At 67.5% G+C, this 19,687-nt stretch carries 18 protein-coding genes; 10 read left to right on the top strand and 8 right to left on the bottom strand.

Annotated elements, in window-relative coordinates:
- Window positions 1-35 precede the first annotated feature (35 nt).
- Entirely contained in the window at window positions 36-530 is a 495-nt protein-coding gene (locus tag AB0E63_RS24385) for a MarR family transcriptional regulator (RefSeq protein WP_360370433.1), read from the top strand.
- Window positions 531-602: 72 nt separating this feature from the next.
- Window positions 603-788, top strand: a complete 186-nt coding sequence (locus AB0E63_RS24390) for a hypothetical protein (RefSeq protein WP_360370436.1) — start codon at window positions 603-605, stop codon at window positions 786-788.
- Window positions 789-799: 11 nt separating this feature from the next.
- Here AB0E63_RS24390 and AB0E63_RS24395 read toward each other — a convergent pair whose 3' ends face one another.
- From AB0E63_RS24395 to AB0E63_RS24405, 3 genes are read right to left on the bottom strand one after another with little or no spacing between them, the layout of a single operon-like run.
- The gene (locus AB0E63_RS24395; RefSeq protein WP_360370439.1) at window positions 800-1,420 is read right to left on the bottom strand and encodes a dihydrofolate reductase family protein; all 621 of its coding nucleotides are present in this window, start codon (window positions 1,418-1,420) and stop codon (window positions 800-802) included.
- Window positions 1,420-1,926, bottom strand: a complete 507-nt coding sequence (locus tag AB0E63_RS24400) for an SRPBCC family protein (RefSeq protein WP_360370441.1) — start codon at window positions 1,924-1,926, stop codon at window positions 1,420-1,422. The genes AB0E63_RS24395 and AB0E63_RS24400 overlap by 1 nt, the downstream gene beginning before the upstream one ends.
- 3 nt (window positions 1,927-1,929) lie before the next feature.
- Window positions 1,930-2,271, bottom strand: coding sequence for a metalloregulator ArsR/SmtB family transcription factor (locus AB0E63_RS24405; RefSeq protein WP_360370444.1), 342 nt, complete (start codon window positions 2,269-2,271; stop codon window positions 1,930-1,932).
- Window positions 2,272-2,437: 166 nt separating this feature from the next.
- On the opposite strand from AB0E63_RS24405, the gene AB0E63_RS24410 reads away from it, so the two are divergent.
- Window positions 2,438-3,640 carry an erythromycin esterase family protein gene (locus AB0E63_RS24410; protein WP_360370447.1) on the top strand — a complete coding sequence of 401 codons (1,203 nt, stop codon included), beginning with the start codon at window positions 2,438-2,440 and terminating at the stop codon, window positions 3,638-3,640.
- Between the two features lie 64 nt (window positions 3,641-3,704).
- Window positions 3,705-4,505 (top strand): GNAT family N-acetyltransferase, encoded by an 801-nt coding sequence (locus AB0E63_RS24415; protein WP_360370449.1) that lies wholly within the window; start codon window positions 3,705-3,707, stop codon window positions 4,503-4,505.
- A 27-nt stretch (window positions 4,506-4,532) separates the two neighbouring features.
- Here the strand turns inward: AB0E63_RS24415 and AB0E63_RS24420 are convergent, their stop codons facing one another.
- Together AB0E63_RS24420 and AB0E63_RS24425 are read right to left on the bottom strand one after the other, a co-directional pair.
- Window positions 4,533-5,117 carry an N-acetyltransferase gene (locus tag AB0E63_RS24420; RefSeq protein ID WP_360370452.1) on the bottom strand — a complete coding sequence of 195 codons (585 nt, stop codon included), beginning with the start codon at window positions 5,115-5,117 and terminating at the stop codon, window positions 4,533-4,535.
- Window positions 5,114-5,908: an SGNH/GDSL hydrolase family protein gene (locus AB0E63_RS24425; RefSeq protein WP_360370455.1), complete on the bottom strand. Its 795-nt coding sequence runs from the start codon at window positions 5,906-5,908 to the stop codon at window positions 5,114-5,116. Before AB0E63_RS24425 ends, AB0E63_RS24420 begins: the two co-directional genes overlap by 4 nt.
- 53 nt (window positions 5,909-5,961) lie before the next feature.
- Here AB0E63_RS24425 and AB0E63_RS24430 point away from each other — a divergent pair, with 53 nt between their 5' ends.
- The gene (locus AB0E63_RS24430) at window positions 5,962-8,931 is read left to right on the top strand and encodes a hypothetical protein (RefSeq protein ID WP_360370458.1); all 2,970 of its coding nucleotides are present in this window, start codon (window positions 5,962-5,964) and stop codon (window positions 8,929-8,931) included.
- Here the strand turns inward: AB0E63_RS24430 and AB0E63_RS24435 are convergent.
- Window positions 8,899-10,680 (bottom strand): BTAD domain-containing putative transcriptional regulator, encoded by a 1,782-nt coding sequence (locus AB0E63_RS24435; protein WP_360370461.1) that lies wholly within the window; start codon window positions 10,678-10,680, stop codon window positions 8,899-8,901. The two genes, AB0E63_RS24430 and AB0E63_RS24435, sit on opposite strands and share 33 nt — an antisense overlap.
- Window positions 10,681-10,734: 54 nt before the next feature.
- Window positions 10,735-11,550, bottom strand: coding sequence for a class I SAM-dependent methyltransferase (locus AB0E63_RS24440; protein WP_360370463.1), 816 nt, complete (start codon window positions 11,548-11,550; stop codon window positions 10,735-10,737).
- Window positions 11,551-11,863: 313 nt separating this feature from the next.
- Here AB0E63_RS24440 and AB0E63_RS24445 point away from each other — a divergent pair, with 313 nt between their 5' ends.
- From AB0E63_RS24445 to AB0E63_RS24465, 5 genes are read left to right on the top strand one after another with little or no spacing between them, the layout of a single operon-like run.
- A complete protein-coding gene (locus AB0E63_RS24445; RefSeq protein WP_360370466.1) occupies window positions 11,864-13,705 on the top strand; it encodes an ABC transporter substrate-binding protein in 1,842 nt (613 codons plus the stop codon).
- Complete coding sequence (locus AB0E63_RS24450; RefSeq protein ID WP_360370468.1) at window positions 13,702-14,796, top strand: ABC transporter permease; 1,095 nt, start codon at window positions 13,702-13,704, stop codon at window positions 14,794-14,796. Before AB0E63_RS24445 ends, AB0E63_RS24450 begins: the two co-directional genes overlap by 4 nt.
- Before the next feature lie 5 nt (window positions 14,797-14,801).
- The gene (locus AB0E63_RS24455) at window positions 14,802-15,677 is read left to right on the top strand and encodes an ABC transporter permease (RefSeq protein ID WP_360370471.1); all 876 of its coding nucleotides are present in this window, start codon (window positions 14,802-14,804) and stop codon (window positions 15,675-15,677) included.
- Entirely contained in the window at window positions 15,670-16,485 is an 816-nt protein-coding gene (locus AB0E63_RS24460; RefSeq protein WP_360370474.1) for an ABC transporter ATP-binding protein, read from the top strand. The genes AB0E63_RS24455 and AB0E63_RS24460 overlap by 8 nt, the downstream gene beginning before the upstream one ends.
- On the top strand, window positions 16,482-17,369 hold the full coding sequence (locus tag AB0E63_RS24465; protein ID WP_360370477.1) for an ABC transporter ATP-binding protein: 888 nt from the start codon (window positions 16,482-16,484) through the stop codon (window positions 17,367-17,369). The genes AB0E63_RS24460 and AB0E63_RS24465 overlap by 4 nt, the downstream gene beginning before the upstream one ends.
- Window positions 17,370-17,458: 89 nt before the next feature.
- Here the strand turns inward: AB0E63_RS24465 and AB0E63_RS24470 are convergent, their stop codons facing one another.
- Window positions 17,459-19,492, bottom strand: a complete 2,034-nt coding sequence (locus tag AB0E63_RS24470; protein WP_360370480.1) for a phosphocholine-specific phospholipase C — start codon at window positions 19,490-19,492, stop codon at window positions 17,459-17,461.
- Between the last annotated feature and the right edge of the window lie 195 nt (window positions 19,493-19,687).

Below are 19,687 nucleotides of genomic sequence, written 5' to 3' on the forward strand. Positions count from 1 at the left end.
GACAACTAAGCTTCACTGGCTGAAAAGTTGGACGGGTGAAGGATTTCGTGGATGCGCACGTGGACCTCTGGGCCGGACAGCTGGACGATCTCGACCGCGACGTCGAAGGCATCACCGTCCGCCTGCAGGTCCTGACGCGGTATCTCGAACGCCGGCGGGAGGCCGTGCTGGCGGCGTACGGGCTACAGCTGTGGGAATTCAAGACGCTCCACATGCTCCGTCGCGGCGGTAGGCCGTACCGCGCGACGCCGGGCCAGCTGGCCAGGCAGCTCGGTATGTCGCCGGCGGCGTTGACCAACCGGCTCGACGCTCTCGAGCGACGTGGGTACGTCGAGCGCACCCACGACCGCGACGACCGCCGCAAGGTCGTCGCCACGCTGACCCGCGCCGGCAGCGAGCTCTGGGAGCGAGGCATCAGCGACATCCTGCGGCTCGAGGAGGAGCTGATCCACCACCTGCCCGCGACCGACCGAACCCGTCTCGACCAGCTTCTCCGGCGCCTGGTCCTGGTTACCGAGAAGGATTCTTAGCGCGGTATGTCAAGTTCGGCCGGTCTGGTCCGACCTCTGGTTGTACGCACCGAGCAACCGGAGGACAGACCGATGGAACCGCTGAACCTGATGGTGTCGCTGAGCCACTTCGCCAACGCCAACCGCGAACACAAACACGGCCTCAGCGAGCCCGCCGGCCGCGGCCGCACCAACGCCCACGCAAAGCCGGCCCGCAGCCAGATCAGCTGGCGCTTCTGGTTCGCCAACTGGCGAACCGACTCGGCGGGGGAGCGCTGAGGTCCAGACGCTTACCGCTGCCGGACTGCGTAGGTCAGGTGGGTTACGCGCTGCGACGACTCCGCGCGGACCTGCTCCAAGGCCACGCGGGCCGCGTCCACGCCCTCGAAGAGGCGGATTCCGGAGCCGAACAGGACGGGGGAGAGTGCGATCGAGAACTCGTCGACCAGGCCGGCGTTCACGTACTCCAGGATCGTCGCGCCGCCGCCCGCGATGCGCACGTCCCGGTCGCCGGCGGCCTCGCGGGCCTGGTCGAGCGCGGTCTCGATGCCGTCGTTGACGAAGTGGAAAGTCGTGCCGCCCGGCCGCTCCCACGGGTCACGCTTGGTGTGCGTCACGACGAAGACCGGCGTGTGGAACGGCGCCTCCTCCGGCCACATCTTCTCGCCGGCGTCGAACATCCGCTTGCCCATCACGCTCGCGCCGGTGCGTAGATGCGTCTCCCGCGCGATGTCGTTGTCGCGCCCTTCCTCGCCGCCCTCGCCGAGCTTCAGGTTCTCCCGGAAGAACCGCAGCGGGAAGATCCACTGCTGCAGTTCCATCCACTGCTGCCCCATCAACTCCTCGGGGGACTCGGGCGCGATGAAACCGTCCAGCGACATCGACACGCCGAAGAACACCTTTCCGGCCATCAGCCCTCAACTCCCTTCCGAACAATCTCGGTGACGTACGTAGCCAGGTTGCTCAGGGTCTGCCGGCCGCCCTCGATCGCGTGGTACTTGTCGACCGCCTCGTCGCGCAGCTCCTTGGTGGGGAACACCGTGCGCATCTCGATCCGGGTCGCCGCACCGTCGGGCGCGAAGGTCAGGACCGACTCGAAGGCGTTCGGGTCGCCGCGGGACTCACCGTGCAGAAACTCGATCCGCTCCGGCGGAGTGATGTCGGTCCAGGAGATCCACTCGGTGTAGTCCGTCCCGTCCGGTCCGTGCATCACGAAGTCCCATGCCCCGCCGACGCGGAACTCGAAGGACCGCGTGGTGGTGCTGAACCCCTCCGGTCCCCACCACCGCGACAGGTGCCGGGTCTCGGTGAACGCCTCGAACACCAGCTCCCGCGGGGCATCGATGACCCGGGAGATCACGATCTCCCGGTCGGCCGTCGCCGACTGCGCCGGCGTTCCTTGTTCTGTCGCGCTCATCCACTACTCCTCGTTCCGTGTCTGCTTGAGGTCCTGCACGTACGTGTCCAGCCGGTCGAAACTCTCGTTCCAGAACCGCTCGAACCCACCGGTCCACTCGTGGATCGGTCGCAGCCCGCGGGCGTCAAGGCCGTACAGGCGCTGCTTGCCTGCCTTGCGGTCCCGCACCAACCCGACCTCCCGGAGCACCCGCAGGTGTTTGGACGCACCCGGCTGGGTCATTCCGAGCTCCCGGGCCAACTCCGTCACCGGCCGCTCACCCGCCCGCAGCAGCGCCAGGATGTCCCGGCGCTGCGGCTCGGCGATCGCGTTGAAGACGTCCGACGTCGTCGCTGCTCGTGCCATGACCGCCATCATATGCCCATATCGGCATGCGTCAAGCCGAGTGAAGGAAGCCCGTTGGCAGAACTTGGATGTGCAGGCGTACGTGGCTTTGAAGGTTTCGCACTGCAGTGGTGCTGACGGATCGTTTTGAAGTCTTCATAATTGGTTCAACGATAGCGTTGAGGGTATGAATGCTGCCATCACAGACGCCGTCCATGTCGTCGACGCTGCTGCCGTCATGAGCTTGCTTCCGGCGAGACCGCGGGTGCTCGCGTTGGGCGAGCCGACGCATGGCGAGAGTGGGCTGCTTGACGTGCGCAACGAGCTCTTCCGGGAGCTCGTTGAGCGGGAGGGCTACCGGACGATCGCGATCGAGAGCGACTGCCTGATGGGCCGGGTCGTGGACGAGTACGTCACCTCGGGTACGGGCGTCCTCGACGAGGTCATGGAGCGCGGCTTCAGCCACGAGTGGGGCGCCTTCCCCGGCAACCGCGAGCTGGTGCGCTGGATGCGCGAGTACAACGAGGATCGGCCCGCGTCCGAGCAACTGCGCTTCGCCGGGTTCGACGGCCCGCTGGAGATCACCGGTGCCGCGAGCCCCCGGCAGGCCCTCACTGAACTCCACGCCTATCTCACCGCCAGGGTGGAGGCTGACCTGCTCCCGTGCACCGCGGAAACGCTCGATCGCCTGCTCGGCGCCGACGACCAGTGGACCAACCCCGCCGCGATGATGGACCCAACCCGCTCCGCGGGCCAGACGCCCGAGGCCAAAGAGCTCCGGCTGCTCGCAGACGACCTAGTGGCTCTGCTCGACGCGTACACACCACAGCTGATCGCGACGTCCGCACCGGACGACTGGGACCGAGCACGTCTGTACGGGCGCACTGCTACCGGACTGCTGCGGTACCACTTCTGGATGGCGGACGCGTCACCGAGCCGCATGGCGTGGCTGCTCGGGGTACGGGACTCGATGATGGCCGCCAACCTGTTCGCTCTCGCCGAACGCGGCCCGACGTTGGTGAACGCCCACAACGGCCACCTCCAGCGGGACAAGAGCACCATGCGGATGGGCAACCTGCCGGTGGAGTGGTGGAGCGCCGGCGCGATCGTCAGCGCGCAACTGGGAGAGGGGTACGCCTTCCTGGCTACGGCCCTCGGCACGATCCGCCACCAGGGAGTGGACACCCCGCCTCCGAGCACCATCGAAGGACTCCTGTACGCGCTCTCCGAGGATCAGTGCGTCGTCGACTCCCGCCGACTGGCCGCAATACTCGGCGACGTGACACCCGCCCCCCGCGTGTCCCCGTGGTACGGCTATGCCCCGCTGGACCCGGCGCAACTGACCGGCAACGACGGGATCGTGTTCGTCAAGGACGCCCGGCAGAGCTGAGACTCCGGCGTGAGTACGACGAAATGGGACGCGGAGTGGAGCCTGGGCGTGTAAGAGTCGTCCCGTGACTGATGCTTCGAAGGACGAGCAAGCCCGGCAATTGCTGGCGGTGTACGACGACCAGCTGCGGGGAACGAGTGAGAGCGCGGACGTGCCGACGAGTATGGACGGGCCGGTGATCCGGGTCGAGTACCCGAGCCGTGGGTTCGTCAGCTACCGCTCTCTCGATGGACTCGACAGTGCCGAGATCGACGCGCTGATCGCGCGGCAGCGGGACTTCTTCGCCGCGAAGGGCCAGGCGGTCGAGTGGAAGCTGCGCGGTCACGACAAGCCGGCCGACCTGCCGGAGCGGCTCCGCGCTGCCGGGTTCGAGCCCGAGGAGCAGGAGACCGTTCTCGTCGCCGAGAGCGCCGACATCGTCGAGCGACTGCGCGGCCGTGAGTCCGTCGACGGCGTCACCATCCGTCTCGCCGGCGACCGGGCGGACTTCGAGCGCATCGCCGCGATGGAGTCGACGGTCTGGAACGAGAACTGGTCCTGGCTCGCCGACGACCTCGCGCGCCGCCACGCCACGGGCCTGACCGACATCTACGTCGCCGAAGCCGACGGTGAAGTCGTGTCCGCCGCCTGGGCCGTCTACAAGAAGGGCACCGAGTTCACGGGCCTGTGGGGCGGCTCGACCCTCGCGGACTGGCGGGGCAAAGGTATCTACAAGGCCCTGGTCGCAGTCCGAGCCGCCCGCGCCGCGGAACTCGGCCACAAGTACCTGCATGTGGACGCCTCCGACGACAGCTCCCCGATCCTCCAGCGCCTCGGCTTCCTGGCCGTCACCACCACGACGCCATACGTCCACACCCCGTCCTGACGTGCGTACGAAAGTGACGCGCGTAGCTCAGGTGGGTGGGCGGTAGAGGGCGTAGTGCATCGGGCCGTCGTGGGGGAGTTGCAGCTCGGCGATGGTGGTGAAGCCGAGAGACTCGTAGAACATGAGGTTCGAGGGGTCTTGAGTCTCCAGGAACGCCGGCAGATGCGCGCGGTCCGCGGCAGCGAGGCCGGGTGTGACGACCGCCCGGCCCAGGCCTTGGTGCTGGCGGTCGGGGTCGACGCCGAGGATCGCGAGGAGCCACAGCGGAACGCGCGGGCGGAAGATGCCCATCGCTTGGCCGTACTCGGCGGCGAGGGATGCGCGCGATCCGGCAAGCTCGCTGAAGACCTCCGCGTGCTGCGAGAAGGCATCCGGGGGAGTGGCCGGGGTGGTCCAGATGGCGACGGCGCTGACGTCGTCGGTGACCCAGACGCGGCCGTGTGGCAGGCCGATGCCGGTGAGGACGCGGCGGTTGTACTGCGTCAGCCGGGTGAGGTAGTCGTCCGGATCGAGCCCGGCCCGGGTCATCGGGTAGTCCTCGAACGCCCGCGTCAGCGTCTGGACGGCCGCATCGACGTCCGACTCCGTTGCCTGGCGCACCTGTTCGGTCATCGTCGCAGCGTTCGCACGACCAGGTCGGCGACGGCGCGCATGCCGGCCGCGTTCGGGTGGTACGGCACGACGCCGCCCAGGCTGGGCGGGCGCAGGGTGAACCCGGTCGTCCACGGTTCGGCCGAGCCGATCGCGTGATCCTGGCTCGCGGCCGACGCCGCGATCAGCTCGACGCCTGTGGTGGCCGCGGCTTTCGCGAAGGCCGCGGCCAGGCCGTCGGCCATCATCGCAACGCTCGGCAGTTGTTCCTCGTTCAGCGGTACGTCGAGACGTGGCCGGGTACTCGGGCCGACCAGACTCAGGTAGTCGACCAGCAGGATGCGGGCGCCCGGAGACCGCTCCCGCACGTTCTCGACCACGGTGACCAGGGAATCCGCGACCGCCTGGTACGCCGCCTCGTCCTTGAGATAACTGACCCGCGCGCGGATCCGGTTCGCGACGCGGCGGCCGAGGATGGTGGCGGGCTTGGCCAACGTGTTCAGGAAGCTCCCGCGGATGAAGGTCCCGACGTACTCGAGATCGTTGCCGCCGACCGTGATCGTGACGAGCGCCGTGTCCGCGGTGACGGCGTCGAGTTGCGGGGCGGCCTCGTCCTGCCGGGTGTCGAGGACGTGTGCCGTGGTCGCGCCGGAGTAGGTGACGTCGGTCAGCTCCAGGCCGAGCTCCGCCGCGACCAGGTGCGCGTAGTTGTTACCCGATCGGCCCGCCGGCGCGTGCACGATCGGGTCGATTCCCGGCCCGGCCGCGAAGGAACTGCCAAGGGCGACGTACCGACTTCCGGGTGAGATCACCGCACCACGATATCCGCGACCTGCCACCTCGAGGGGTGGGGCATACTGCACCGGTGAGCGACGACGGGTTCGGTACGGCGGGGATTCGCGAGCGGGTGCTGGCCGGGTGGTCGGCGGCGCCGGTGCGGTTCCGGGAGGACGCGAACGCCGAGGAGGACCTGGCGCTCGGTGGGTACGTCGATCGGCTCGTGATCGAACTCGCCCAGAACGCTGCCGATGCGGCCGCGCGGGCTGGTGTGCCGGGACGCGTCCTGTACGAGTTCCGTAGCAGCACGCTGGTCGTCGCCAACACGGGTACGCCGTTGTCGGCCGAGGGCGTCGAGTCACTCGCGACGCTGCGTGCTTCGGCGAAGCGGGACGAGCCGACGATCGGGCGGTTCGGCGTGGGGTTCTCCGCCGTACTCGCGGTGACCGACGAGCCGGTGATCCTGTCGCGGACGGGTGGGGTGCGGTTCTCGAAGGCCGACACGGCGGCCGCGATCGCGGGGCTCGGATCGGCCGGGCTCGACACCGAAGTACGCCGGCGGGACGGTCAGGTACCGGTACTGCGGCTGCCGTTCGAGGCCGAGGGCGAGCCGCCGGAGGGGTACGACACCGCGGTGATCCTGCCGCTGCGGGACGAGGCCGCGGCCGCACTCGTGCGCCGTCTGCTGGACGAGGCCGGCGATGCGCTCCTGCTCGCGCTCCCAGGTCTCGAACGCATCGAGATCGAAACCGAGGACAGCCGAAGGGTTCTCGCCGACGCCGAGTCCCGCTGGTGGGTCCACCGCGCCGCCGGAGTCTTCGACGAGCAAGAACGCGAACGACTCCTCGCCGACCGCCCCACCGAGGAACGCACCAGGCCAAGCTGGTCAGTCGTCTGGGCAATCCCGCGTGATCACACCACTGAGCTTCCAGGCGTGGTCCAGGCACCGACGCCGACCGACGAGGCGTTGTCGCTGCCTGCGTTGCTATTGGCAAGTTTTCCGTTGGATCCGACGCGGAGGCATGTGGCGAAGGGAGCCCTGGCGGATCGCGTTGTGCGGGAAACAGGGGTGGCCTACGGGGAGTTGTTGCGGGAGCGGGCTGAAGACGGGGCCGACGTGCTGCATCTTGTGCCGACCGGTCTGGCGGCGGGGGCGTTGGATCGGGCGATCCGGGACGAGATCCTCGCCGTGCTTCCCGGGACGCCGATGGTGCGGGCGGTCGAGGATCGCGCTCTCCTGCGGCCGCTTGATGCTGTGGTCGTCGAGGGCGCGGACGATTCCTTCAACGCCGTCCTCGCGCCGATCGTGCGCGGGTTGATCCGGTCGACACGACAGGATCGGCTGGCGTTGGACGCGCTCCACGTGCGGCGGCTCGAGCTGGCTGAGGTCGTGGATCAGCTCGGGGGAGTGGCGGCGGACGAGGCGCCGGAGTGGTGGCGCAACCTCTACTCCTCGCTGGCCGGCATGGTGACGGATGCCTTGCTCCGTGAGTCTCTCGGCACCCTGCCCGTCCCGCTCGCCGACGGCCGACTCGTCCGCGGCGCCCGCGGTCTGCTGCTGCCGGGTCCGGAGATCCCCACCGACATCCTCGCCGCCTTCGGGGAGTACGGCGTACGCGTCGTTCACCCGGAAGCCGTCGACCCGGCGCTGGAAAGGCTGGGAGCGCTCTCCGCGACCCCGCGGTCGTTGCTCGAGGACAGTTTCGTACGCACGGCTGTCGAGCACTCGATCGAGGCCGACGACCCCGATGCCATCGCGCACGCGGTCCTCAGCCTGGTCGCCGCGGACCCGTCGCAAGCAGAGGGACTCTGGTGGCTTTCCGACCTGGGACTCCGCGACGCCGACGGCGACCTCGTCCCGGCAAACGCTCTCGTCATTCCCGGATCGGGAGCTGAGGAAGTCCTCGACGACGAGGAGGTCGCGCCGGTCGCCCGCGAGCTGCTCGATCGCCACGGACAACCCGCACTCGAGGCTGTCGGCGTCCTCGGATCACTCGGTCTCGTCACGGCCTCGGACGTCGCGCTCGATCAGTTGCCCGAGGCACTCAAAGACCTCGACGGCATCGAGGACTGGGCGTACGACGTCGCGCCTGACGGATCGCGGTACGGCGCGACGGTCGGCGAGCTGATGGCCATCCGGGATCTCGACTGGATCACCGACGACGCCTGGCCGCGCGTCCTCGAACTGCTCGGTGCGTCGCCGGATCTCCGCCGCGCACTCGTCACCCAGGTCCGCGTCGTGGGGCCGGACGACCGTCCCCTCGGCGTACCGTCGTACGCGGCCTGGTGGATCCGCGACCGGGTGCTCCTGGAAGACGGCGAACCCTTGGCGGGAAGGGCCGATCCGGAGGCCGAGCCGGTACTGGCGCAGTTCCTGGACGAAGCTCCGCCGTGGACGGCCGGGCTCGACCCCGAGGTGCGGACGGCCGTCGGTCTGGTCCGCGACGTCGGCGATCTCGATGCCGACGGCATCGGTCTGCTGCTGGAACGACTGGCGGAGCCGGAACGAGAGGTGGAAGAGAGCGATCTGTTGCGTCTCTGGCGGCACCTCGGCACGCTGTCGCTCTTCCCGGGCGACGCTCCGGAGCACGTCCGGGTCCTCGCGGACGACGGCCTGACCCACGTGATCGAGGCCGGCCGCGCGGTCGTCGTCGACGGCCCGATGTGGTTGCAGCGTGCGGATCTGGGCGGTTTCGTGGTGGCCTCCGGCGCCGCTGCGGACGGGTTGAGCGATCTCTTCGACGTCCCGATGGCGCAGGAAGTTGCCGAGGGCAAGATCGACGGTGCGGGTACGGCGGCCGACGTGCCGGCGATCGTCCGTGAGCTGGTGCCCGAGGTTCCGCCGACGTGGTGGGAACACGAGGAGCTCATGGTCGACGGTGTCGAGGTGTCGTGGTGGGTGGATGCAGAGGGCGCTCCCCACGCGGCCACGTTCGACGGCCTGGCGAAGGCGCTGGCGTGGGCGAGCGGCCGCTGGGACCAGCGCCACGTGATCCGTGCGGTCCTGAACGAACCGGACCGCAGCTCAGAACTGCTGACCGACGCCGCCTACGACTGAGTGCAATGCAGGGTTGTCGATGGTGGTGCTGAGGGTGCGGGCCGAGGTTGCGGCCCGGGGATCTCCCAGGCGACTGAGATGAAGCTGCGCGCGGACCAGGAGTTCGCGGAGGTCGCACCGGGCGGCCAGTGCTGAGAGCTGAGCGGCAAGAATCCGGGCACGTTCGTGGTCGGAGCGGGCGAGGGCCTCGGTGATCGCGGCGTCCAGGACGTGGGCATGGACCCACTGGTAGCGGTCCGGTTCGGTGCTGGCTCGCGTCAAGGCGAGGTCGAGCCATTGCGCCGCCGCGGGATGGTCGCCGCGCTTGGCGTTCAGCAGAGCGAGACCACGACCAGCCATACCTTCCCAGCACGGGTCGCCCAACTGGCAGCCCAACGCCCACGCTTGTTCGAACCCGTCGAAGGCGGTGTCGAGCTTCCCGGCGTACAGGTCGAGCTCGGCAGCGAGCGCCTGCGGCCAAGGCTGGAAGGCGATCCAGCGTTCCTGCTGCACCAGGTCGAGCGTTTCGTTCAGCGCCGAAGCGGCCTCGTCGTACTCCGAGCGCAGCAAATGTGCGCGCCCGACGAGGGACAGCGACCACGCCTGCTGCCGGCGATCGCCGCAGCGGGCCGCGAGCTCGACCGAAGCCCCGAGGTGCTCGAACGCGGCCGCGTAGTCGGACCGGTCGGAGGCATTCATACCCCGAACGCCAAGGATCGCGGCGTGTTCGGCATCGGTTTCGGCCAGCGCTTGCGCCTTGGTCAGCGAGTCCTCGCCGGTCTTCCGCCGCCCGGCCTGCACCTCGATGAAGCCGAGCTCGCGCAGAGCGAGCACTGACGTAGCCCGCTCGCCGGCCTCCTCGGCGACCAGCAACGCCTCGTGCAAGACGATCGCGCCCTCCTCGTCATGCCCGCGGATCGCGTGTACGAGGGCGCCGCCGAGAGCCGCGAGAGCTCGAGCCTCGAGCGTCTTGTCATGGCACTGCACCGCCAACGCGGCCGCTTGACGCAAGCACTGCAGACCGGCGTCAACAGCACCAGCGACGATCGCGGCCCGGCCCGCTTGGAGCTGGCTCACGGCGGCCGCTCGGCCGCTCAAAGGCGGAGCTGGATCCGGAGTTGCCGTCGCGGCCTCCTGCAGCGAGGACGTGACCTCCACGCCCAGCTCACGCCGGAAGAGATCCGTGCAGAGCGCTATCTGACGCAGCGCTGCGGCCCGATCGCCGGAGGCCGCGAGGCTGCGGACCAGGAGTTCGTGGTTGCCCTGTTCATGTGGGTTGGCCGCAACGGCCTGTGCAGCAAAGGGAATCGCGTCCGCGGCGCGACCGGCCGCGAGCAAAGAGATCGCTCGCTGCCGAAGCCGAGCCTCGATCGCGGCCGCCACCCGGCGACGCTCGACCAGCAACCACGACTCGAACTCGGGACACGACCCCAGCTCGACGCCCTCCAAGAGCTCGCCTCGCGACGTCAGCAAGGAGTCCTCCTCGAGTCGCAAGACATCCACCGGCGTCGCATCGTCGAGCGTCGTCACCACCGGATCCCCGGTGAGCAGCTCCGGTACGCCGATCGCCCGGCGGAGCTCGGCCAACGTCCAGCGCAGCGCGCCCAACGGATCTTCGGCGTCGGCGAAGAACATTTCGGCGAGCCGGCGCCGGCTCGGTGGCCGCTCGGCCAGCAACAGATAGCCGAGCAGCCCCCAAGCCTTCCTCCCCCGCGGCTGGCGCCCCGGCGCCTCGACTGTCGGCGGTCCGAGCAAGCGAATCAGCGGCACAGATCTCACCCCCTCGCGTGAGACCTCCAGTGTCGCCCCCGCGGCCGCGTTCGGTCAGTGCCGGATGCCAACGGCTTCCAGGTATTCCGCGCGGGCCGCGACCGTACCGTCGTTCGCGTAGTCGAACGCTCGCGGTACGTCGGCAAGTTCCGCCGCGAACTGCCGGTGGTCCTCGCCGTCCAGCGTCCCGGCCAGCCGGGTGATCGGCCCGTAGAAGTCCATGAACCACTCGGCGAAGTGCTCGGGCGAGTGATAGCGGAACACGTACTCACGCTTGGTCAGCGAAGTCCACTCGACCCGGTCACCGAACAGCTCGAACAGGTGCGCCTCGGTTCCCCACAGCGTCGGCGACTGCACCCCGGCCGGCAGCGGTGCCCAGGTCGAAACCGTCTTGAACAACTGGCCGATCATCCCGGTCGGCGTCCAGCTCGCCAGCGCGATCTTGCCGCCTGGTTTGACGACGCGGACCAGCTCGTCCGCCGCACGCTCGTGGTTCGGCGCGAACATCACCCCGACCGTGCTCAGCGCGAGATCGAACGCTTGATCCGGCACCGGAAGCTGCTCGGCGTCGCCTTCGGTAAAGGTCACCGGAATGTGTTCGGCCGCGGCCCGTTCGCGGCCCTGCTCCAGCAGATTCGTCGCGTAGTCGACACCGGTCGCGTCGGCGAACCGCCGGGCCGCCGCCAGTGCCGCGTTGCCCTGACCGCTGGCGACGTCGAGGACGCGTTGCCCGGCCCGTACGTCGGCGGCCTCGACCAGGAGCTCGGCGATGATCTGCAAGGTGTTGCCGACCCGCGGATAGTCGCCGGTCTGCCATGCCGCTCGCTGCTTGTCCTTGATCGCCTCGAAGTCCACGGCCGTACTCGTCATGTCGTTTCCCCCTGGAAGTCACTACCACTTCGGTGGCCGGATCTGGCCACCCGGATCGATCCAAACCCGTCACCGTGTGACGCGACGTGTGACGAGACGCGCCGTCGTACGACGGGTCCGAGGGCGCAACTGGTCACACAGAGCAAAACATCGTTGTCAGAGGTTGGTATATCGACTGGCCTGCGGATATGACCTGATGTTTCCAACGTGGCAATGAACTCTTGCCAACGTTGTCAACGCTACTTATAGTCCGTGGCACCTCTCGGTGGGTGACTAGCCTGTTCGCGCAACGGAAACGGAGGTGACTTTCGTCATGAACGAAGCGCCGCGCCCGCAGTTCGAAGATGTCGAAGATGTCGTTCGCTATCAGTTGAGTCGACGAAGTCTGGTCGGAGGAGGTGCGGCGGCCGCGATGACGGCCTTCCTGGCCGCCTGCTCCGGTGGTGGCGGGTCGTACTCCGACAAGCCCGCCAACAACAACAAGCCCGTCGCGACCAAGTCGATCCAGATCGGCAAAGCGAACATTCCGGTCCCACGGGACCAGGCAGTGATCGTCGGCCAGGTCGAGTACACGGTCTTCGACAGCTTCAACGGGATGATCCCGAACGGCTCGCCCGGCGGCGCCGGCGTCGAGCTCAGCACCGAGCCGCTGTTCTACCTCAGCTTCGCCAACGGCGAGATGCGGCCGTGGCTGGCGACCGAGTACAAGTACAACGACGACCACACCGAGGTGACCTTCAAGTTCGACCCGAAGGCGCACTGGAACGACGGTCAGCCGCTGGGCGCGAACGACTTCAAGTTCACCATCATGCTGCTCAAGGATCGTCCGGACCTGTTCGGCGGTGGCGGTGAGCTGAAGGAGTTCGTCAAGGACATCGAGGTCCCGGACGCCCAGACCGCGGTGGTGAAGATGCTCAAACCGGCACCACGGTTCCACTACAACTTCATCTCCGCGATCGCCGGTCCGCCGCTCGGGATCATGCCCGAGCACATCTGGAAGTCGCAGGACCCGACGAAGTACAAGGACAACCCGCCGGTGCACAGCGGTCCGTACAAGCTGAAGCAGGCGATCCGGAACCAGAAGATGTTCGTCTGGGAGAAGGACCCGAACTACTGGAACAAGGACAAGCTCGACGTCAAGCCGCAGTACGTCGTCTACCAGAGCACGTCGAAGCAGCTCGACCAGGCGTCGCTGGCCTTCGAGCGCGCGGAGTTCGACGTCGGCTCGGTGGACGAGCAGCACGCCAAGCAGCTGCGCAACACCGGCTACCCGGCCTTGCAGACCACCCAGTTCCACGACCCGAACCCGCGGGTGCTGTGGCTGAACTGCGACCCGGCCCGGGGCGTGATCTCGGAGACGAAGATGCGCTGGGCGATCAACTACTGCCTGGACCGGGAGAAGATCGGCAAGTCGATCTGGCCGGTCCCGGTGCCGCCGGCGCAGTACCCGTGGGCGGACTACCCGACCAACGACAAGTGGAAGAACGACGAGCTCGCGAACAAGTACAAGTTCGAGTTCAACCCGCAGAAGGCGACCGAGCTGCTCGACGAGATCGCCCCGAAGAACGCCGCCGGCAAGCGGACGTACAAGGGCAAGGAGATCAACCTCGAGATCATCACGCCGTCGCCGGTGGACGGTGGTGAGTACGCGATCGCCAACGTGCTCAAGACCGAGCTCGCCAAGGTCGGGGTCCCGGCCACGCTGCGCAGCCTGGCCGGCAACGTGCATGACGAGAAGTTCCAGCGCGGCCAGTACGACATCGACTCCAGCTGGGCCGGCATCGCGATCGACCCCGAGCAGCTGTACTCGGACTGGACCAGCGACAAGTACCAGCCGGTCGGCAAGAACGCGGCCGGCAAGAACAAGCTGCGGTTCCGGAACGCGAAGTTCGACGAGGTCTCCAAGAAGCTGGCCGGGCTGGACCCGGACAGCGAGGAGGCGAAGCCGCTGCTGAACGAGGCGCTGGAGATCTACTTCCAGGAGCTGCCGATGCTGTCGGTGATCCAGACCGGTTACCCGTCGTACTTCAACACCACGTTCTGGAAGGGCTGGCCGACCGACGAGGACCTGTACGAGGTCCCGCTGAACTGGTGGCAGCACTTCATCTTCGTGCTGGGCAAGATCGAGCCCACCGGGCAGAAGGGACCGGCGTGACGGCGGAAGCCCCGCCGGTGGTAGCTGTTGACAAGAGCCAGGACTCCGCACCCCGGTCGGGGGTGCGGGCCTGGCTGTCGCGGCATCCGCTGGCGGCATACGCCATCCGGAGGCTCGGGCTGTACGTGGTGGAGCTGTGGGGAGCGCTCACCATCGCGTTCTTCTTCTTCCGGCTGATGCCGGGTGACCCGATCCAGACGCTGATCCAGACACTGCAGCAGAACTACATCTACAACCAGCAGGCCAGCGCCGAGATCATCGCCCGCTACCGGCACGAGTTCGGGCTGGACGGGAACCTGCTCACCCAGTACGTGACGTACATGCAGAAGCTGGTTCTGCACGGCGATCTCGGGCCGAGCCTGATCAACTACCCGACGCCGGCCCAGACCGTGATCCTGCGATCGTTGCCCTGGACAATCGGTCTGCTCGGGATCTCCGCCGTGATGGCCTGGATCCTCGGCATCGTGATCGGCGCGATCGCCGGCTGGCGGCGCGGCAAGCTCGGTTCGGCGATCGCGACCAACCTGTCGATCGCGCTGTCCCACGTGCCGTACTTCTTCGTCGCGCTGATCCTGGTGTACATCTTCGCGTACTCGATGGGCGTGTTGCCTGCGAGATCGGCGTACGACTCCAACATCAATCCGGGGATCAGTCCGGAGTTCATCGGCAGTGTGCTCAAGTACGGGTTGCTGCCCGGTCTGTCGATCGTGATCATCGGGACGTTCAGCTGGATCCTGTCCACCCGGATGCTGATGATCCCTATTCTCGGCGAGGACTACCTGGTGTACGCCGAGGCCAAGGGTCTGAAGGGTTCTCGCATCCTGACCCGGTACGCGCTGCGGAACTGCTACCTGCCGCAGATCACCGCGTTCGGGATCTCGCTCGGCTTCATCTTCAACGGGAACGTGCTGGTCGAGCAGTTGTTCAACTACCCGGGGCTGGGGACCACGCTGGTCACCGCGATCCAGCAGCTCGACTTCAACACGATCCTCGGTGTCACCGACATCGCGATCTTCTCGGTGCTGACCGCCGTCCTGCTCCTCGACCTCGTGCTCCCGCTGCTCGACCCGCGGGTCAAGTACTGGAAGTGATGCCGATGAGACTCCTGACCGCGATACTGCGGACCATCCGGAACAGCCGGCGGCTGGCGATCGGACTGGTCATCCTCGGACTGCTGATCCTGGTCGCGCTGCTCAGCCCGTTGATCGTGAAGGCGATCGGCGGCGGACAGGACCCGATCGAGCTGGCGGCGTACGACAAGTGGCAGGTGCCCTCACCGCAACATCTGCTCGGCACCGACCAGTTCGGCCGGGACGTGTTCGCGATGGTGGTGAAGGCGCTCGCGGTCTCACTGCAGATCGGCGCGATCGCCGGTGTCATCTCGACGGTGGTCGGCGTGATCGTGGCCTTCGTCGCCGGGTACAAGGGCGGCTGGATCGACGGGATCCTGTCCACGTTCACCGGCATCCTGCTGGTCATCCCGACGTTCCCGTTGCTGATCGCGCTCTCGGCGTACGCGAAGAACGTCAGCCTGTTCCAGGTGGGCGTGATGATCTCCATCTTCTCCTGGCCGTTCGCGGCCAAGACGATCCGCTCGCAGGTGCTGAGCCTGCGGACCCGGCCGTACGTCGACCTGGCACGGGTCAGCAAGGCGCGCGACCTGGAGATCATCGTCACCGAGCTGCTGCCGAACCTGTTGCCCTTCATCGGCGTCGGTTTCGCGTCGTCGGCGCTCGGCGCGATCTTCGGCCTGGTGGGCCTGGAGATCATCGGCCTCGGGCCGGGCGGCGTGATCGACCTGGGCCAGATCATCTTCAACGCGATCGGTACCGGTGCGCTGACGCTGGGCGCCTGGCCGATGTTCGTCGTACCGATCGGGCTGCTGACCTTGTTGTTCGCGGCACTCAACATGGTGAACATCGGCCTCGAAGAGGTCTACAACCCGCGACTGAGGGGAGTGGCCGGTGAGTGACGCGAACGTGCTCGAGGTGAAGGGCCTCGAGGTGACGTACCGCAGCACCCGCGGTGATGTGAAGGCGGTGCGCGGCCTGGATCTGGACGTGCGCCGCGGCGAGATCCTCGGGATCGCAGGGGAGTCCGGCAGTGGGAAGAGCACCCTCGCGGTCGCGCTGCTCCGGCTGCTGAAACCGCCGGGCAAGGTGACGGCCGGGTCGGCGATGTTCCGGCCGGCCGGCCGGTCGCCGGTGGATCTGCTGAAGGTGAACGGCGAGGAACTCCGGGTCCTGCGGTGGAGCGCTCTGTCGTATCTCCCCCAGGGATCCATGAGCTCGCTCAACCCGGTGGCGCGGGTGCACGACCAGTTCAAGGACGTGATCCTCGAGCACGCCCCGGGCCGCAAGGCCGAGCTGGACGCGCTGATCCCGCGGTTGCTCGGGCAGGTCGGCCTGGAGCCGCGGGTCGCGCGGATGTATCCGCACGAGCTGTCCGGCGGAATGAAGCAGCGCGTGCTGATGGCGATCGCGGTCGCGCTCGAACCCGACCTGGTGATCGCGGACGAGCCGACCACCGCGCTGGACGTGACGATCCAGCGGGTGATCCTGCAGTCGCTCGCCGATCTGCGCACCGACTTCGGCGTGACGCTGATGGTGATCTCGCACGACATGGGCGTCCACGCGCAGCTGGTCGACCGGGTCGCGGTGATGTACGAAGGGCGGCTCGTCGAGGTCGGCGACGTACGGCAGGTGTTCAAGGATCCGCAGGACGCCTACACCCGGCAGCTGATCGAGTCGATCCCACGGGTCGGAAGGAGGGCATCGTGAAGTCAGAGCTCGAACTTCGTGGCGTACAGCAACGATTCCACGCCCGCGGCGTGGCGGGCGGGTACGTGACCGCGGTGGACGACGTGAGCTTCGCGCTCGCGGCGTCACCACCGCAGGTTGTGAGCCTGGTCGGCCAGAGCGGCAGCGGGAAGAGCACGATCGCGCGGAACGTGCTCGGCCTGCAGAAGCCGACGGCGGGAACCGTGCTGTACGGCGGCAAGGACATCTTCTCGCTGAGCCGGGCCGAGTACGACGAGTACCGGCGCGACGTGCAGCCCGTGTTCCAGGACCCGTACGCGATCTTCAATCCCTTCTACCGCGTGGATCGCGCGCTGTGGAAGGCGGTCAAGAAGTTCGGCCTGTCGTCGACGCGAGCAGCCGGCTTGGAGTTGATCGAGGAGTCGCTGCGGGCTGTCCGCCTGGAGCCGGAGAATGTCCTCGGCCGGTACCCGCACCAGCTCTCCGGCGGTCAGCGGCAGCGCATCATGCTGGCCCGGGTGCACATGCTGCGTCCTTCGTTCATCATCGCCGACGAGCCGGTCTCGATGCTGGACGCCCAGGTCCGCAAGCACTTCCTCGACATCCTGCTCGACTTCCAGCGCGAGCACGGCATGACGACGCTCTTCATCACCCACGACCTGTCCACCGTGTACTACCTCGGTGGCGAGGTCATGGTCATCACCAAGGGCCAGATCGTCGAACGCGGTCCGGTCTCCTCGGTGATGCACGAGCCGTCCCACCCGTACACCAAACTCCTGCTCGACTCCATCCCCCAACCCGACCCCGACAACCGCTGGACCAGCCGCATCCAGGTCGACGAGCTCGACCAGATCGACGACAACACCCCAGCCGACACCACCAAACCGGAAGTCCCGATCCTCTGACCGTCCGAGGGATATCCGTCGCCGTTGTGCCTTCTCCCCTCGTACACCAGGGGAGGAGGCACAACTCGCGGAGATATCCCTCGAAGGCGTCAGATGGTTTTGATGGCGGGGTCGCTGGTGCCGGGGGTGCCGGTTTCGACGTGGCCGGCGTAGCGGCGGAGGTACGTCGGGTCGGAGTCGGTGACGATCGAGACGTCGTACCAACGGCTGGTCGTCGTGACGGTGTAGGTGGTCTTGCCCGGCCGGAGGTCGAGCTTCTTGAGCTTTCCGCCGTACGAGTTGGTGATGGTGATGCGGCGGGCGACGTCGGTGCTGATGGTGAGGTCGACGTTGCCGGTCCGGGCGTTCTCGCGGGCGGTGATCTCCAGGGCCGTGGCGGGCTTGCCCTTGAACGTACGGAGGAAGCCGTTCGGCCCGTGCACGGTGAGATCCGTGACGCCGTTGGAGTAGATCGGGTTCCAGCTGTCCGCGACGGACTTGCCGGCCTCGGTGGTGTAGGTCCACGGGCCGTCGGTGCGGTTCGCCGACGTGATCAGGAACTGGCCGCCGGCGTGCGGGCCGGAGCTGAACGTCAGCCTGTACTTGCCGCCAGCAACGGCCCCGTCGACGATCGGTGCATAGGGCAACGGCCTGGTACGGCGGGAGCCGCGCTCCTGACCGGGGACCTTGCCGACCGCCGGTGGTGTCGGCACGTAGTCCGGGTGCCGGTTGTTGTCCGGCGGCTCGTAGGCCGTGGTGTCCGGGAGTTGCGCGGGCTTGGTGGCCGTCGCGCCGAAGTCGAAGGCACTCGTGAGGTCGCCGCAGATCGCCCGTCGCCAGGGCGAGATGTTCGGCTCGTGCACGCCGAAGCGGCTCTCCATGAACCGGATGATCGACGTGTGGTCGAACACCTCCGAGCAGGTGTAGCCACCGGTGCTCCAGGGCGACACGACCAGCATCGGCACCCGCTGACCCAGGCCGTACGGACCGGGTGCGGCCTTGGGACCGGTGTAGAGATCAGGCGCGACGTCGACGGTCGAGAGCCCTTGCGCTGCGGACATCGGCGGGTACGGCGGTACGGCGTGATCGAAGAAGCCGTCGTTCTCGTCGTACGTGATGAAGAGTGCGGTCTTGCTCCAGACCGCGGGGTTCGAGGTGAGCGCGTCGAGGACCTGGGAGATGTACCAGGCGCCGTAGTTGGCCGGCCAGTTCGGGTGCTCGGTGAACGCCTCGGGTGCCGCGATCCAGGAGATCTTCGGCAGCCGGTTGTTCTTCACGTCGGCGGTGAGCTGACCGAACAGGCTCTCGCCGGCCTTCGCGTTCGTACCGGTGCGAGCCTTGTCGTACAAGGGGTTCCCGGGCTGCGCGTTGCGGTAGGTGTTGAAGTACAGCAGCGAGTTGTCGCCGTAGTTTCCGCGGTAGGCGTCGTCGATCCAGCCCCAGCCACCGGCCGCGTCCAGGCCGTCACCGATGTCCTGGTAGATCTTCCAGGAGACGCCGGCCTGCTCGAGCCGCTCAGGGTACGTCGTCCAGCCGTAGCCGACCTCGTCGTTGCCGAGGACCGGGCCGCCGCCGGTGCCGTCGTTGCCGGTGTAGCCGGTCCACATGTAGTAGCGGTTCGGGTCGGTCGAGCCCATGAACGAGCAGTGGTACGCGTCGCACAGGGTGAACTTGTCGGCGAGGGCGTAGTGGAACGGGATGTCCTCGCGGGTCAGGTACGCCATCGTGGTCGCGGTCTTGGCCGGGATCCACTGGTCGTACTTGCCGCCGTTCACCGCCTGGTGTGCGTCGCCCCAGCTGTGCGCGAGGTCCTGGATGAACTGCAGGCCGAGGTTGTCGGCGTCCGGCCGGAACGGAAGGATCTCCTTGCCGAGGGCAGTCTTCTGGTGCCACACCGGCCGGCCGCTCGGCAGCGTCACGGGCCGCGGGTCACCGAAGCCGCGGACGCCTTTGAGGCTGCCGAAGTAGTGGTCGAACGAACGGTTCTCCTGCATCAGCACGACGATGTGCTCGACGTCGTTGATGTCGCCGTAGCGGCGATGCGCGGGGATCGCGGCTGCCTGCTCGATGCTGTTCGACATGGCGGCGAACGCGGCCGACGCTCCGGCGAGCTGCAGGAATCTCCGGCGATTGATGTCTGGCATACGGGTCTCCTGACGGGCGGTGGGGCGGATGGAGTTTGAAACACCAGCACTGCATCGCAGGCACCCTAGTCTGAACGATTAACTGACGGAAGATGAACTCTGCTGTTCACTCACGGTCGGTTTCAGACGGTTCCGAACGTCTGTGCAGAAGTTCGGAACCGGGCACTGATTGCTCCCCGCGACGTTCGGCGGGAG

The sequence above is a fragment of the Kribbella sp. NPDC026596 genome (assembly GCF_040638415.1).
Taxonomy (GTDB): domain Bacteria; phylum Actinomycetota; class Actinomycetes; order Propionibacteriales; family Kribbellaceae; genus Kribbella.